This window comes from Streptomyces sp. NPDC058240 (genome assembly GCF_042882135.1).
In the GTDB taxonomy this organism is placed as follows: domain Bacteria; phylum Actinomycetota; class Actinomycetes; order Streptomycetales; family Streptomycetaceae; genus Streptomyces.
Window position 1 is genome coordinate 1 of record NZ_JBHVWT010000086.1, and the last position, 14,476, is coordinate 14,476.

The following is a 14,476-nucleotide window of genomic DNA, read 5'->3' on the forward strand; positions in this document are numbered from 1 at the left end:
AAACGCCCGGTTACATTCCGAACCCGGAAGCTAAGCCTTTCAGCGCCGATGGTACTGCAGGGGGGACCCTGTGGGAGAGTAGGACGCCGCCGAACAATCTTTCAAGGACCCTTGGTCCCAGCGTTCACGCTGGGACCAAGGGTCCTTTTGTTTTTGTCGAAGCGCGTCGGATGTCCGGCTGCGCCAGAATGTCTTGTAGTACCCGATGAAGGAGTCACGCCGATGTCCACCAACTCTCCCGACGATCGTTCGGAGCGCGAGCCGCGTCGCCGGGACGGTGGTGACCGAGGCGGCTTCAGCGGCCGTCGCGATGACCGCTCCGGCGGACCGCGCAGGGACAACGACCGCGGTGGCTACCGGCGTGACGACAGCCGGCCCACCGGTGGAAGCGGTGGCGGTGGCTTCCGCCGCGACGACCGTGACCGGGGACCGCGTCGGGACGACAGCCGTGGTGGCGGTTCCGGTGGTGGCTTCCGTCGGGACGACCGCGACCGCGACCGTGGGCCGCGTCGTGATGACGACCGTGGTGGGCGTCCTTCGGGCGGGTTCGAGCGGCGTGATGACGACCGTGGTGGGCGTCCTTCGGGCGGGTTCGAGCGGCGTGATGACCGGCCGCGTGGCCCCCGCCGTGACGACGACAGCCGCAGTGGCGGTGGGTTCCGTCGCGATGACAGCCGTGGCGGCGGCTCCGGCGGCGGCTTCCGTCGCGATGACAGCCGTGGTGGCGGTTCCGGTGGTGGGTTCCGTCGGGACGACCGCGACCGCGACCGTGGGCCGCGTCGGGACGATGAGCGTGGTGGGCGTCCTTCGGGCGGGTTCGAGCGGCGTGATGACCGGCCGCGTGGCCCCCGCCGTGACGACGACAGCCGCAGTGGCGATGGGTTCCGTCGCGATGACAGCCGTGGCGGCGGCTCCGGTGGTGGCTTCCGTCGGGACGACAGCCGCAGTGGCGGTGGGTACCGCGGGCAGCGGGACGATCGTGGTGGGCGTCCTTCGGGTGGCTACCGCGGGCGAGACGACCGTGGTGGGTACGAGCGGCGGGACGACCGGGACCGTGAGCCCATCAAGCGGCTTCCGATTCCCGAGGACGTCACCGGTGACGAGATCGACAAGGATGTGCGGCAGGAGCTGATGAGCCTGCCGAAGACCCTGGCCGAGGATGTCTCGCGCAACCTTGTCATGGTGGCCCGGCTGATCGACGAGGACCCGGAGCAGGCGTACGCGTATTCGCGGATCGCGCTCCGGCTGGCCTCGCGGGTCGCTGCGGTGCGTGAGGCTGCCGGGTTTGCCGCGTACGCCACGCAAAAGTACTCGGAGGCGCTGGCGGAGTTCCGGGCCGCCAAGCGGATGACCGGGTCCGTGGAGCTGTGGCCCGTCATGGCCGACTGCGAGCGCGGGCTCGGGCGGCCCGAGCGGGCGATGGCCATGGCCGGCGAGCCCGAGGTGCAGAAGCTCGACAAGGCCGGGCAGGTCGAGATGCGTCTGGTGGCTGCCGGGGCTCGTCGGGACATGGGGCAGCTCGATGCGGCCATCGTCACGCTGCAGAGTTCCGAGCTCGCGTCGAACGCCGTGCACCCGTGGACGGCCCGTCTGCGCTACGCGTACGCCGACGCGCTGTTGGCGGCCGGGCGTGAGGACGAGGCGCGTGAGTGGTTCGGGAAGGCGCTGGAGGCCGACAAGGACGGCTCCACCGATGCGTCCGACCGGCTGGCCGAGATGGACGGTGTCGAGTTCGTCGATGCCCTCGAGGAGGACGAGGACGAGGACGGGGACGACAACCGTACGGACGGAGACGAGGACAAGGACCGTACGCCTGAGGCGTAAGGCGTGAAGAAGGGCGGCACCCCCCGGGGGTGCCGCCCTTTTTTGCTGCCTGCGCTCAGTCGAGGTCGAGGCTTCGCAGGACCAGGCCGGTGGCCGGCTTGGGGCCGAAGGAGGTCGACTTGCGGGGCATGGTGACGCCCTGCCGGGCGAGGTCCCGGACGACTTCCTCGCGTACCGGATGCATCAGGACCGCCGTCGCGTTGTGACGCTCGGCCTGTTCGACGGCGGCTGCGGTGTCGTGGATGTACGCGATGTGTTCCGGGGCGTCCGGGATCTTCCAGACGTGGTCGAGCAGGGCCGCGTGCAGGACCGTCGCGTCGAGGGTCTGCCAGGCGGTCGGGCGGTCGGCGGGGATCGTGCGGGACAGCAGTCCGGGGTCGGGGCGGTCGATGAGATGGAAGCCGCCGTCGCCGGCGAGCAGGAACGCGTTGCCCTCGGCGGCCGCCTCGGCGAGTGCGTCCAGGGCCCGGGGGAGCGGCCCGTCCAGGTCGCGGATGCGGAAGAGGCCCTTCACCGCTGCGAGTGCGTCTGCGACCGGGAGACGGTGCAGCAGCCGGTGTATGGCGCGGACCCGGAGCGGATACCGGGCCGTGTCGACGAGCAGGACCAGGCCGAAGTCCCAGGGGCCCGGAGTGGTGTGCTCCTGTTGGAGGCGGAGGTAGGTGGCCCAGCGGTGGTGGCCGTCGGCGATCAGGGCCTGGTGGTGGGCGAGATCGGTCTCGATCTCGGCGCGGTCGGCCGGGTCGGTGACCGCCCAGAGCCGGTGACGGTAGCCGTCCTCGGTGGTGGTGGCGAGCAGCGGTGGGCGTTCCGTGGTCCGCTCGATGACGGCGGTCGCTCCCGGGCCGTCGCCGTCGCCGTCGCTGCGGTAGGTGAGCAGCAGTGGTTCGAAGTGGGCGGCGGTGGTGCGCATCAGGTCGGCCCGGTCCTCGACGACATGGGCCATCACGTCCTCGTGCGGCAGGACGATGCCGTCCCCGGGGGCGGAGAGGGCCAGGGCCCCGACAATGCCGCGTTGCAGGATCTCGGCGTTGCGCTGCTCGTAGACGTACAGAGCGGGCTCGCTGTCCGGTGCGAGGACGCCTTCGGCCAGCCAGCGGTTCAGGGTCTGCGCCGCCTGCTCGTGGCGGGCCGCGGCCGTGTCCGCCTGCGGCAGTATCAGCCGGACGATGTTGTGCGGGTCCGCCGACTCCAGGTGGTGCAGCCCGTCGGGCCGTACGACGACGTCGTACGGCGGTGAGGTCACCGCGGCAAGACTGCCGACCCGCTCGGGGACGTATCGCAGTCCACGGAACGGGATCAGACGCAGTCCCTGGCCGGCCCGGCCTGATGTCTTCATTTCTGCATCGTATGTGCGCGGCCGGGATGCGCGATGATCGGGACAGAAGCATGGAACGAGGAGCGCAAAGAATGAGTCAGGCGAGCAGGACCAGGCCCAGCGGCAGCAGCACCGCGTTGAACGAGGCGTACGACACGGCGCTGCTCGATCTCGACGGGGTGGTGTACGCGGGCGGCCACGCGATCGTCCACGCCGTCGACTCGCTGGGGGCGGCGCGGGACGGCGGGATGCACCTGGCGTACGTGACCAACAACGCCCTGCGGACGCCGGCCGCGGTGGCCGGGCACCTGACCGAACTCGGCGTTCCGGCGGAGCCCGCCGATGTGATCACCTCGGCGCAGGCGGTCGCCCGGCTGATGGCCGACCAGCTGCCCGCCGGGGCCCGGGTGCTGGTGGTGGGCGGCGAGGGGCTGCGGGTCGCGCTGCGGGAGCGCGGTCTGGTGCCGGTGGAATCGGCGGACGACGAGCCGGTGGCGGTGGCTCAGGGATACGGCGGACCCGACATGGCCTGGGGGCGGTTCGCCGAGGCCGCGTACGCGATCGCGCGCGGGGTGCCGTGGTTCGCGTCCAACACGGATCTGACGATTCCGAGTGCCCGGGGAATCGCACCGGGGAACGGTGCGGCGGTGGAAGTCGTCCGGATTGCCACCGGGGCCGAGCCGCAGGTCGCCGGGAAGCCGCTGCCGCCGATGCACCGGGAAACGGTGCTGCGGACCGGGGCCGAGCGTCCGCTGGTGGTCGGCGACCGGCTGGACACGGACATCGAGGGCGCGTTCAACGGCGGCGTGGACTCCCTGCTGGTGCTCACCGGGGTGACGGACGCGGCGCAGCTGGTGGCCGCCGTGCCGAAGCACCGGCCGACGTATGTGGACGCGGATCTGCGGGGGCTGCTGACCGGACAGCCCGAGGTGGCCGAGAGCAGCGACGGCTTCGTGTGCGGGGGCTGGGCGGCTTCGGTGCGCGGGGGCGAGCTGGTGCTGGAGGGGGACGGGGACGTACTCGACGGGCTGCGGGCGCTCTGCGGGGCGGCCTGGTCGTACGCCGGGGACGGTTCGTGCGGGCTGGATGCCGGCAAGGCGGTCGCCAGGCTGGGGCTGTAGCGGGGGGCTCCCGGCAGGAACCGTAAAGAGGAGGGTAGGCTAACCTAACTTTGTCCTGCTCGGTGTGTCGTCGTCCCGCACCCGATCACCTCCGACTCCGGGAGTACGACCATGCAGCGCCTCACCGCGGACTCGGTGACCCTCGGCTACGACCGGCGGGTCATCGCGGAGAATCTCTCGGTCGAGATTCCCGACAACTCGTTCACGGTGATCGTCGGCCCCAACGCCTGTGGCAAGTCGACTCTGTTGCGCGCGCTCTCGCGGATGCTGAAGCCGGACAGCGGGCGGGTGCTCCTGGACGGGCAGACGATCCACGGGATGCCGGCGAAGAAGGTCGCCAGGACGCTGGGGCTGCTGCCGCAGTCCTCCATCGCGCCGGACGGCATCACCGTCGCCGACCTCGTCGGGCGTGGCCGGTACCCGCACCAGGGGCTGCTGCGCCAGTGGTCGCCGGACGACGAACGCATTGTCGAGGAATCGATGGCGGCGACCGGAGTCGGTGCGCTCGCCGATCGGTATGTCGATGAATTGTCCGGCGGACAGCGGCAGCGTGTCTGGATCGCCATGGCGCTCGCCCAGCAGACGCCGTTGCTGCTGCTCGACGAGCCGACGACGTACCTCGACATCCAGCACCAGATCGACGTGCTCGACCTCTGTGCGGAGCTGCACGAGACGCAGGGGCGCACCCTGGTGGCCGTCCTGCACGATCTGAATCATGCCGCGCGGTACGCCACCCACCTCATCGCGATGCGGGAGGGCGAGGTGATCGCCGAGGGGTCACCGGGCGAGGTCGTCACCGCGGAACTGGTGGAGCGGGTCTTCGGGCTGCGCTGTCAGGTCATCGACGATCCGGAGACCGGGACCCCGCTGGTGGTACCGGCCGCGCGCAAGCCGCGCGGCGACGGGGCGGGCGCGCGGGGCAAGGCGTCCGCCGGGGCGTCGGCCGGGGGCTGACGCGGCGCTCGGCGCAAGGCCGGTCCGTCCCGCCTACAGCAGCGACCTGAGTCTCAGCAGGTCGCGGAAGCCGGCCTCCAGGCGGACCCGGCCCGAACCCCATGCCTTGGCGAAATTCAGGTCGCCGTCCACCATGGCCACCAGGTCGTCGCCGATCATCGCGAGCCGGATCTCGGCCTTCTCACGGGGCGGTCCTTCGACCGTGTCCAGGACCTGGATCCGGCCATCGGTCAGCCGGCCGGTGAAGGTGATGTCGAGGTCCTTGATGTGGCAGCTCAGCGAGCGGTCGAGGGCAGCCGCGCTGCGCACGTCGCCGCCGGCCCCCGCGAGGCTGTCGGAAAGTCTGTCGAGTGCGCTGCGGCACTCCGCCATGGTCGCCATTGTGATCGACGGTACCGCAGCCCTTCGCGGTAGCGTTTCCCGCATGAGCGACTCGATGCCGGAACCGGGGACGATAGCCGGAACAGTGCCCGGGAGCGAGGCGGAGGACCCGTCCGGCGGGGGTGCGGCCCCGGCCGCCGGGGCCCCGCTCGACCCTGCCGCGCCCGCGCCCCTCGGCGTCGCGCGCACCCCCACCGGCAACGCCGGGGTGGACGCGGAGCTGGAGCGTCTCGCCGATGCGGACCACCTCCCGGCGGACGGACACATCGAGGTGTATGAGGATGTACACCGCGGGCTGCGCGAAACGCTGACCGCGCTGGACGCCAGGCCCGCACCCGCACCGGTACCCGCACCGATGCCCCCGCACAACAACAGGAGCTGAACCGAACGTGGCAAGAGTGGCACGTCGCCGCCTCGACGCCGAGCTGGTCCACCGCAAGCTCGCACGCTCGCGCGAGCACGCGAGCCAGCTGATCGCCGCCGGGCGGGTGACCGTCGGCGGGAACACCGCGACCAAACCCGCCACCCAGGTCGAGACCAGCGCCGCCGTCGTCGTGACCGAGGACGACAGCGACCCCGGGTACGTCTCGCGCGGCGGGCACAAGCTCGCGGGCGCCCTCGCCGCCTTCGTGCCCCTGGGGCTGGAGGTCGAGGGCCGGCGGGCCCTGGACGCCGGGGCGTCGACCGGTGGCTTCACCGATGTGCTCCTGCGGGCCGGCGCCGGTCATGTCGTCGCCGTCGACGTCGGCTACGGCCAGCTCGCCTGGTCGCTCCAGTCCGATGAGCGCGTCACCGTCAAGGACCGTACCAACGTACGGGAGTTGACGCTGGAGGCGATCGACGGACAGTCGGTGGACCTGGTGGTAGGCGACCTGTCGTTCATCCCGCTGGGTCTGGTCCTGCCCGCCCTGGCGCGCTGCACCGCCCCCGACGCGGATCTGGTCCTCATGGTCAAGCCGCAGTTCGAGGTCGGCAAGGAGCGGCTGGGCAGCGGCGGTGTGGTGCGCAGCCCCGAGCTGCGGGCCGAAGCGGTACGGGAGGTGGCGCGCCGGGCCTGGGCGCTGGGGCTCGGGGTACGGGGGGTGACGGCGAGCCCGCTGCCGGGGCCCGCGGGAAATGTCGAGTACTTTCTCTGGCTGCGGGCAGGAGCACCTGAGCTTGATCCCGCAGATGTCGACCGTGCAGTGGCGGAGGGGCCTCGTTGACGACGAATGCGGCACGAACTGTCTTTCTTCTGGCGCACACCGGCCGTCCGGCCGCGATCCGCAGCGCCGAACTGGTCGTACAGGGGCTGCTGCGCAGCGGCCTCGGCGTCCGGGTGCTGGCCACCGAGGCGGCCGATCTGCCGCTGCCGCCGTCCGTCGAGACGGTCACGGACACCACGCCCAAGGCCGTGGACGGCTGTGAACTGCTGATCGTGCTCGGCGGGGACGGGACGCTGTTGCGCGGCGCCGAGTTCTCCCGCGCCTCCGGGGTGCCGATGCTCGGCGTCAACCTCGGCCGGGTCGGTTTTCTCGCCGAGGCCGAGCGGGACGACCTGGACAAGGTCGTCGACCGGGTCGTCACCCGGGCCTACCAGGTCGAGGAACGCATGACGCTCGACGTCCTCGTGCACAGCAACGGCGACATCGTCCACACGGACTGGGCGCTCAACGAAGCGGCCGTGCAGAAGGTGTCGCCCGAGCGGATGCTGGAGGTCGTCCTGGAGATCGACGGCCGTCCCGTGACCGGCTTCGGCTGCGACGGGATCGTCTGCGCGACCCCGACCGGATCGACCGCCTACGCCTTCTCGGCGGGCGGTCCCGTCGTCTGGCCCGAGGTCGAGGCGCTGTTGATGGTGCCGATCAGCGCCCACGCGCTGTTCGCCAAACCGCTGGTGACCTCCCCGACGTCCGTGCTCGCCGTCGAGGTCCAGCAGCACACCCCGCACGGGGTGCTGTGGTGCGACGGGCGCAGGACCGTGGAACTGCCCGCGGGAGCCCGGGTCGAGGTGCGGCGCGGCGCGGTGCCCGTACGGCTGGCGCGGCTGCACCACGCCTCGTTCACGGACCGGCTGGTCGCGAAATTCGCCCTGCCGGTCTCGGGGTGGCGGGGCGCACCGCACTGACCGGCGGACATTCCCCCGGAGGTGTTGCGAATGCTTTGCGCATACCCGGGAGAGTGGCCCCGGGGGCGGGGTCCGTCGCACATCGGGGTCAGGACCTCGTAAGGTCGTGTCCGTGTTGGAGGAGATGCGGATACGGTCGCTCGGAGTCATCGACGACGCGGTGGTGGAGCTGTCACCCGGTTTCACCGCGGTGACGGGTGAGACCGGCGCGGGCAAGACCATGGTCGTCACCAGCCTCGGGCTGCTGCTCGGCGGGCGCGCCGACCCCGCCCTGGTACGGATCGGGTCCAAGGCTGCCGTCGTCGAGGGGCGGATCACGGTGTCCGACGGCGACACCGTCGCCCTGCGGGCCGAGGAGGCCGGGGCCGAGATCGAGGACGGCGCGCTGCTGATCAGTCGTACCGTCTCCGCGGAGGGGCGCTCCCGGGCGCATCTCGGCGGCCGGTCCGTGCCCGTCGGGGTGCTCGCCGAACTCGCCGACGAACTCGTCGCCGTGCACGGCCAGACCGACCAGCAGGGGCTGCTCAAGCCCGCCCGGCAGCGGCAGGCGCTCGACCGCTACGCGGGCGACGGCGTCGCCGTGCCGCACGCCGCGTACGCGGCGGCCCACCGGCGGCTGCGGGCCGTCGTCACGGAGCTCGACGAGCTGACGACGCGGGCCCGTGAACGCGCCCAGGAAGCCGATCTGCTGCGCTTCGGGCTGGGCGAGATCGCCGCGGTCGAACCCCTGGCCGGTGAGGACGCCGACCTCGCCGCCGAGGCAGAGCGGCTCGGCCACGCGGAGGCGCTGGCCTCCGCCGCGGCCCTCGCGCACACCGCGCTCGCGGGCAATCCGGAGGACCCTGAGGGCATCGACGCGACGACCGTGGTGGCGGCCGCCGGACGGTCCCTGGACGCCGTGCGCGCCCACGATCCGGCACTGGCGGCGCTCGCCGACCGGATCGGCGAGATCTCGATCCTGCTCTCCGACGTGGCGGGCGAACTGGCCGGATACGCCGACCACTTGGACGCCGACCCGCTGCGGCTCGCCGTGGTGGAGGAGCGGCGCGCCGCGCTCACCGCGCTCACCCGGAAGTACGGCGAGGACATCGGCGCCGTGCTCGCCTGGGCCCAGGAGGGCGCCGCCCGGCTCACCGAGCTGGAGGGCGACGACGACCGGATCGGCGAGCTGACCGTCGAACGCGACGCGCTGCGGGCCGAACTCTCCGGCCTCGGCCAGGCGTTGACCGACGCGCGCAACCGGGCGGCCGCGCTCTTCGCCGAAGCGGTGACCGCGGAGCTGGCCTCGCTTGCCATGCCGCACGCCCGGGTCTCCTTCGACATCCGGCAGACCGAGGCGGCCGACGAGGCGTCCGGCATCGAGATCGACGGGCGGAGCGTGGTCTACGGGCCGTCCGGCGCCGACGAGGTCGAGCTGCTGCTGGCCCCGCACCCCGGCGCCCAGCCGCGGCCGATCGCCAAGGGGGCCTCGGGCGGTGAGCTGTCCCGGGTGATGCTCGCCGTCGAGGTGGTCTTCGCGGGCGCCGACCCCGTACCCACGTACCTCTTCGACGAGGTCGACGCGGGCGTCGGCGGCAAGGCCGCGGTCGAGGTCGGGCGGCGGCTCGCGAAGCTCGCCAGGTCCGCCCAGGTCGTCGTCGTCACACACCTGCCGCAGGTGGCGGCCTTCGCGGACCGGCAGCTGCTGGTCGAGAAGACCGTCGACGGGTCGGTGACCAGCAGTGGGGTCACCGTCCTGGAGGGCGAGGACCGGGTGCGGGAGCTGTCCCGGATGCTCGCGGGCCAGGAGGACTCCCAGACGGCGCGGGCCCACGCGGAGGAACTGCTGGCCGCGGCGCGGTCGGACGGGTAGCGGGCGCGGGCTCCGGCCCGACCACGGGAACGGCCCGCCGGGCGGCCCCGGCGGGCCGCTGCGTAGTCTGGCGCGCATGGGAGCAGCATTGCGCAGGTCGGTGATGTCCGGTGCCGTCGCCGCCGCCGTCGCGGGAGGTGTGTACCGGGCGCTGCGGGCCAGGCCGCGCCCCGACCGGCAGCGCACCAACTACGCGGGCCGTACCGTCGATCTGTACGCGGGTCCGGCCGCCGTCCTCGGTACCGCGGCCGGAGCGGTCGTCCTCCCGCTGCCGGCCCGTACCCGGTGCGCCGCCACGCTCGCCGTGCTGGCGGCCGGCGGTTGCGGCGCGTACGACGACCTCGTCGGTGCGGACGATCCCCGCCGCGGGTTCCGGGCCCACCTGGGTGCGCTGCGGGGCGGCGAGGTGACCAGCGGCGCGGTGAAGCTCTTCGGAATCGGGGCCGCCGGGCTCGTGGCCGGCACGCTGCTCAAGGAGCGGCCCGTCGACCGGGCGCTCGCCGCGGTCGTGATCGCCGGAACCGCCCATCTCGTCAATCTGACGGACGTGCGGCCCGCGGTGGCCGCCGCCACCGTGCTGGCCCTCGGCGCCCCCGGCCTGCCGCAGGGCGGGCTCGCCGCCGCGCCGATGAGTGCCGTGGCCGCGCTCGTCGCCGACGACCTGGGGGAGCGGACCATGCTCGGGGACACCGGGGTCCATGCCCTGGGGGCCGCACTCGGTGTCGCGATCGTCGCGGGCCGCGGCCGGGCCGGACTCGTCGCGCATGCCGCCGCACTGGTCGCGGCGGCGGTGTACGGGGACCGGATCAGCCGGCTGGCCCGGATGCTGTCGGAGCGCTGACGGAGGAAGCCGCGGGGGCGGGCCGGACAACAATGCGCCGGTTTCTCACCCGTGCGAGTGGTAGGTCGCGTCCGGTTGTTGTTGTACGGGCCGCAACGACGGCCCGACTGTGCCGGAACGTGCGTACGGACTGGCATCCTTGACGGTGCAATCACCGCCGACTCGGGAGCCCCGGGAGCCATTCAACGTGTCACAGTTGCGTACGGTCCAAGTCCTGGGCGGCGGCAGCGCGGGCAGCAGTACCCACGTCGGCTCGCTGGCCGCGGGACTGGTGGCGAGAGGCGTGCACGTCACCGTCTGCGCCCCGGCAGAACTGGACCACGCCTACGACTACTCCGGTACGGGGGCCCGTTTCGTGCCCGTGCCGCGGCGCAGCGACCCGGCCTCCGTCGCCGCCCTGCGCACCGCCTGCATGACGGCGGACGTCGTCCACGCGCACGGATCGCACGCCGCCGTACGCGCCGCCCTCGCGCTCGGCGGCAGGCGTGTTCCGCTGGTCGTCACCTGGCACGCCCGCGCCCACGCCGAAGGGGCCCGCAGCCGGCTGATCCGGCTGATGGAGCGAAGGGCCGCCCGTGCGGCGGCAGTTGTGCTCGGCACCACATCGGACCTGGTCGACCGGGCGCGGCACCGAGGAGCGCGCGACGCACGTCTCGCGCCGGTCTCCGCCCCCGTACCCCGTCTGCCCACCGCCGCCCACGCCGGCAAGGCGCGGGCCGAACTGGGGCTGGTGGAACGGCCGTTGATCATCTCCTGCGGGAGCCTCGTACCGCATCACGGATACGGCGCACTGCTCGACGCCTCGCGGCTGTGGCGGGACCTCGACCCCGCACCGCTCCTGCTCCTCGTGGGCGAGGGGCGGGAGCGGTCCGCGCTGCAGCGCCGGATCAGGAACGAGGAACTGCCCGTCCGGCTCATCGGCAGCCGCGACGACCGCGCCGAACTGCTCGCCGCGGCGGATCTGGCCGTGCTGTCCAGCAGCTGGGAGGCGCGTTCGGTGCTGGCCCAGGAAGCGTTGTGGCTCGGCGTCCCGTTGGTCGCCACCGCGGTCGGCGGGGTGCCCGAACTCGTGGGGGACGCGGCGGAACTCGTGCCGTACGGGAACGCGGAGGCGCTCGCGCGGGTGGTGGCCCGGCTGCTCGGGGATCCGCGGCGGCGCGAGGAAATGGCGGCCGCCGGGCTCGCGCAGGCCGAGAGTTGGCCGACCGAGGACGACACGATCGCCCAAGTGCTCAGTGTGTACGACGAGTTGGCCCAGCCGTTGGCGGCACGGACGCGGTGAGCCGCTCGTCCCAGCCTCTAAGTGGTCGGCTTCGGAAATCCTTCGGGGGTTGACTCAGGAGTCGGGACCATGCACGTCGCTTCGTCGAGCGGCTGCGGCCGCGACGTGGTCGAAGTGATGCCGGCAGGTCGTGGGCAGGTCTGGAACGGGTGCTAAAATCATCGCGTTGGCCTTCGGCGGCGCCCAGTGCGTGTCCGGAGGCTTTTTTCATGCCTTCTGACACCTCAATTCCCGTCACGCCTGCCCCTGCCAGTTACCGTGCTCTGCTCCGCAACAGCGAGTTCACTGGCCTGTACGCCAGCTTCACGCTCATGGTCGCCGCGAACACCTTGTCGGGCTTCGCGCTCGGCGCTCTGGTCAACCAGCAGACCAACTCCCCGTTCCTGACCGCCGTGAGCATGTACGGCGCCACATTCGCCACCGTGATCGGCGCGTTGACGCTGATGTCGGTCGCGGACGGACGCCATCCTCGCCGGACCCTCGTCGCGCTCCAATGCGTCTCGCTCGCGGGTGTTGCCGCGCAGGCGATCCCAGGGCTTTCGTTGGCCGCCCGGTTCGCTCTGCTGCTGGTGCTGGGATTCTTCCAGTCACTGGGGACTGGCACTCGGATGGGGCTGCTCGCCGAGGTTGTGCCGGCCTCCACATACGCGTTGGCACGCTCGCTGATGAACATCACCTCGGGTGGCATGGCGATGCTCGGCTATGCCATCGGGGCCGTGCTGTTGCGGTACCTGAGCCCGCAAGCAATCTTCATCGTCGCCTCAGCCCTGACAGGAATCGGGTTGATCATGGTGGCCGCAACCGTCCGGGAACACTCGATCCGTCTGACCCGTCGCCCCGGACTGCGTCAGACCTGGACCACGAACATCGCGCTCTTCTCCCACTCCGGCCAGCGGGCACTACTGCTGAACCTATGGGTTCCCAACGGTCTGATCGTCGGCTGCGAGGCGCTGTTCATCTCCTACGACCTACACCACGCCGGCGCTCTCCTGGTCGCCGGATCGGCAGGGATGCTCCTGGGAGACCTGACCGTCGGACGACTGCTCACCGCAGACCAGCGACGCCGCTATGCGTTCGCCCTCCGACTGCTACTCGCGGCCCCTTACCTGCTGTTCGCGTTCCACCCGCCCCTGCCGGTCGCTACAGCCGCAGTGTTCATTGCCAGCGCCGGGTTCGCCGCCACCTTGCCCCTGCAGGAGCAGCTTCTCGCTCTGACCCCCGATCCGGTCCGCGGCCAGGTCCAGGGCGTGGAGTCCGCAGGCCGAATGACATGGCAGGGCATTGGCGCCGTGATCGCCGGTGGGATCGCCCAACACGTCACGCCAGGCACCGCGATCACCGCCGCAGCCGTGGTCTCCCTTGCCCTCACCGTCATCTCCCGGCCGTTCGTGGTCCGCGCTCGCACTGTCAGTATCAGAAGCGTCAGGGCATGAGTCGCTTCCTTCTAGCTCGCTGCACTGAGTTGTGGAGCCGTTCTGTGGGACCGCGCCCACCGGTCGAGAGGTATCCGTGCCCGTTGCCGCCGCATGTCCGATAGCTCTGGCCGCAGGCGAGCGGCACCGGTTGAAAAAATGGCCTGGGGGCACAAGACCGAGTACCGGCTGCGCCTACGCGCGCAGATTGTCCTGCACGCGGCACAAGGGCTGGCCAACGCACGCATCGCAGAGCGGGTCGGGGTGCATGTAGACACCGTGCGCACGTGGCGGGGCCGCTTCGCTGAAGCGAGGCTGCCCGGCCTGGCGGACCGCAAGCGCCCCGGCCGCCCACCCTCCTTCACTGCACTGCAGGCAGCTCAGATCACCGCCCTGGCCTGCCAGTTGCCCGCCGAGACTGGCGTGCCGCTGTCCCGCTGGAGCTGCCCAGAGCTGGCCCGCGAGGCCGCCAAGCGTGGCATCGCAACCTTCCTGTCGGCCTCCACCGTGCGCCGCTGGCTCGCACGGGACGCGCTCAAGCCCTGGCAGCACCGCTCATGGATCTTCATCACCGACGCCGGCTTCCGCACCAAGGCCGAACGCGTGCTGGACTTGTATGCCCGCACCTGGCAGGGGAAACCGCTCGGCACGGACGAATACGTCATCAGCGCGGATGAGAAGACCTCCATCCAGGCCCGCTGCCGCTGCCACCCCACTCTCGCTCCCGGGCAGGCCCGCGCGATGCGCGTCAACCACACCTACGGCCGCGGCGGAGCCCTGGCCTACCTCGCCGCCTACGACGTCCACCATGCGCAGATCTTCGGCCGCACCGAACCGCGCACCGGCATCGAGCCGTTCATGAACCTGGTCACCCAGGTCATGGACCAAGAGCCCTACGCCAGCGCCAAGCGCGTGTTCTGGATCGTTGACAACGGCTCCTCCCACCGCGGCAAGAGAGCCACCGACCGGCTGTCCGCTGCTTTCCCGAATGCGGTCATGGTCCACACACCCGTCCACGCCTCCTGGCTGAACCAGGTCGAGATCTACTTCTCCGTCGTTCAGCGCAAGGTCGTCTCGCCCAACGACTTCACCGACCTTGCCCAGGTCCGGGACCGGATCCGAGCATTCGAAGACCGCTACAACGCCACGGCACAGCCGTTCCAGTGGAAGTTCACCACCTCCGACCTGGACGATCTGCTGGCCAGGCTTGACCGACACACCGCCGATCACCACGACCAATCCTCCGTGGCACCGGCAGCGTGATCAACCCCCGAAGGATTTCCGAAGCCGACCACTAAGCTTGCGATTTTAGCTTCTGTCGTCACTCTGTGTGTTTACTGGTGGTCCGTTCGCTCTTGCGGTAGGGCGGTCGCTTGGATTTCGG

Annotated in this window: 14 protein-coding genes and 1 rRNA gene; 13 read left to right on the forward strand and 2 right to left on the reverse strand. The window is 71.4% G+C overall.

Annotated elements, in window-relative coordinates:
- The 3 genes from rrf to ACFVX4_RS40255 all read left to right on the forward strand — a co-directional run.
- Positions 1 to 95: ribosomal RNA gene (gene rrf, locus ACFVX4_RS40245) — 5S ribosomal RNA — on the forward strand; the annotation flags it as partial.
- Positions 96 to 361: 266 nt separating this feature from the next.
- Positions 362 to 1,132, forward strand: a complete 771-nt coding sequence (locus ACFVX4_RS40250; RefSeq protein WP_389987915.1) for a hypothetical protein — start codon at positions 362 to 364, stop codon at positions 1,130 to 1,132.
- Positions 1,132 to 1,824: a tetratricopeptide repeat protein gene (locus tag ACFVX4_RS40255; protein ID WP_389987918.1), complete on the forward strand. Its 693-nt coding sequence runs from the start codon at positions 1,132 to 1,134 to the stop codon at positions 1,822 to 1,824. The genes ACFVX4_RS40250 and ACFVX4_RS40255 overlap by 1 nt, the downstream gene beginning before the upstream one ends.
- A gap of 55 nt (positions 1,825 to 1,879) precedes the next feature.
- Here ACFVX4_RS40255 and ACFVX4_RS40260 read toward each other — a convergent pair whose 3' ends face one another.
- Positions 1,880 to 3,163 carry a DUF1015 domain-containing protein gene (locus ACFVX4_RS40260; RefSeq protein ID WP_389987921.1) on the reverse strand — a complete coding sequence of 428 codons (1,284 nt, stop codon included), beginning with the start codon at positions 3,161 to 3,163 and terminating at the stop codon, positions 1,880 to 1,882.
- A gap of 71 nt (positions 3,164 to 3,234) precedes the next feature.
- Between ACFVX4_RS40260 and ACFVX4_RS40265 the strand changes: the two genes are divergently transcribed.
- Positions 3,235 to 4,263, forward strand: a complete 1,029-nt coding sequence (locus tag ACFVX4_RS40265) for an HAD hydrolase-like protein (protein ID WP_389987925.1) — start codon at positions 3,235 to 3,237, stop codon at positions 4,261 to 4,263.
- Positions 4,264 to 4,374: 111 nt separating this feature from the next.
- Entirely contained in the window at positions 4,375 to 5,217 is an 843-nt protein-coding gene (locus ACFVX4_RS40270; RefSeq protein WP_389987927.1) for an ABC transporter ATP-binding protein, read from the forward strand.
- 33 nt (positions 5,218 to 5,250) lie between these two features.
- On the opposite strand, the gene ACFVX4_RS40275 is transcribed toward ACFVX4_RS40270, so the two are convergent.
- A complete protein-coding gene (locus ACFVX4_RS40275) occupies positions 5,251 to 5,598 on the reverse strand; it encodes a sterol-binding protein (RefSeq protein WP_389987930.1) in 348 nt (115 codons plus the stop codon).
- A 43-nt stretch (positions 5,599 to 5,641) separates the two neighbouring features.
- Between ACFVX4_RS40275 and ACFVX4_RS40280 the strand changes: the two genes are divergently transcribed.
- The 8 genes from ACFVX4_RS40280 to ACFVX4_RS40315 all read left to right on the forward strand — a co-directional run bounded on the left by ACFVX4_RS40280 (position 5,642) and on the right by ACFVX4_RS40315 (position 14,355).
- Positions 5,642 to 5,980: a hypothetical protein gene (locus ACFVX4_RS40280; protein WP_389987933.1), complete on the forward strand. Its 339-nt coding sequence runs from the start codon at positions 5,642 to 5,644 to the stop codon at positions 5,978 to 5,980.
- 7 nt (positions 5,981 to 5,987) lie between these two features.
- Complete coding sequence (locus ACFVX4_RS40285; protein WP_389987935.1) at positions 5,988 to 6,803, forward strand: TlyA family RNA methyltransferase; 816 nt, start codon at positions 5,988 to 5,990, stop codon at positions 6,801 to 6,803.
- Positions 6,800 to 7,705, forward strand: a complete 906-nt coding sequence (locus tag ACFVX4_RS40290) for an NAD kinase (RefSeq protein WP_072484231.1) — start codon at positions 6,800 to 6,802, stop codon at positions 7,703 to 7,705. The genes ACFVX4_RS40285 and ACFVX4_RS40290 overlap by 4 nt, the downstream gene beginning before the upstream one ends.
- A gap of 124 nt (positions 7,706 to 7,829) precedes the next feature.
- Positions 7,830 to 9,557: a DNA repair protein RecN gene (recN, locus tag ACFVX4_RS40295; protein ID WP_389987949.1), complete on the forward strand. Its 1,728-nt coding sequence runs from the start codon at positions 7,830 to 7,832 to the stop codon at positions 9,555 to 9,557.
- 76 nt (positions 9,558 to 9,633) lie between these two features.
- Positions 9,634 to 10,398 (forward strand): hypothetical protein, encoded by a 765-nt coding sequence (locus ACFVX4_RS40300; protein WP_389987937.1) that lies wholly within the window; start codon positions 9,634 to 9,636, stop codon positions 10,396 to 10,398.
- Between the two features lie 187 nt (positions 10,399 to 10,585).
- On the forward strand, positions 10,586 to 11,680 hold the full coding sequence (locus ACFVX4_RS40305) for a glycosyltransferase family 4 protein (RefSeq protein ID WP_389987940.1): 1,095 nt from the start codon (positions 10,586 to 10,588) through the stop codon (positions 11,678 to 11,680).
- A 209-nt stretch (positions 11,681 to 11,889) separates the two neighbouring features.
- Positions 11,890 to 13,113 (forward strand): MFS transporter, encoded by a 1,224-nt coding sequence (locus tag ACFVX4_RS40310; RefSeq protein ID WP_389987943.1) that lies wholly within the window; start codon positions 11,890 to 11,892, stop codon positions 13,111 to 13,113.
- Between the two features lie 138 nt (positions 13,114 to 13,251).
- On the forward strand, positions 13,252 to 14,355 hold the full coding sequence (locus tag ACFVX4_RS40315; RefSeq protein WP_389987946.1) for an IS630 family transposase: 1,104 nt from the start codon (positions 13,252 to 13,254) through the stop codon (positions 14,353 to 14,355).
- The last annotated feature ends 121 nt before the right edge of the window (positions 14,356 to 14,476 follow it).